Origin of the sequence: Bradyrhizobium sp. BRP19 (assembly GCF_020194195.1) — a bacterium.
Classification (GTDB): domain Bacteria; phylum Pseudomonadota; class Alphaproteobacteria; order Rhizobiales; family Xanthobacteraceae; genus Bradyrhizobium; species Bradyrhizobium yuanmingense.
Window position 1 is genome coordinate 1 of record NZ_JADYVZ010000139.1, and the last position, 437, is coordinate 437.

General features: G+C 67.0%; 1 pseudogene. It reads right to left on the reverse strand.

Annotated features, from left to right (window positions below):
• Positions 1 to 437 (reverse strand): annotated as a pseudogene (locus I6F36_RS38880) (ATPase); the annotation flags it as partial.

Sequence of the window (437 nt, forward strand, 5' to 3'; positions counted from 1 at the left end):
GAATAGGAGAACGCTTCCAGTTCCTTGTTGCTGCGCACCAGCTGTTCGTTCAGCTCCGCCATTTCCTCGGCCTTGCGCAGCACGATGTCGACAATGGCGGTGCGCATTTCGTGCGCGGCATCGCAGTCGGCATCACTCCAGGGCAGGCTGCGCTGCTGCACGGTCTCCTTCCACGCCTCGAACGAGTTCCGCGGCGACAGGGCCACGCCGGGTGCCTCGGTCTTGCGCGGGTCGCCCCCCCAGCGCACGGTGCGCACGACCTCCGGCCGGAACCACATCAGGTAGCTGTGATGGAGCTGCGAGATCGACACCGCCAGCAGGCCACTGGCCACGTCGGTCAGGTGCGCGGCAGGCGACCAGTCGCCGGCGAGATGATCGGTGCAGTACATTTCCTGCCCGGCGTGCTGGTTGGCCAGCCAGTCGGCCAGGGCCAGCAC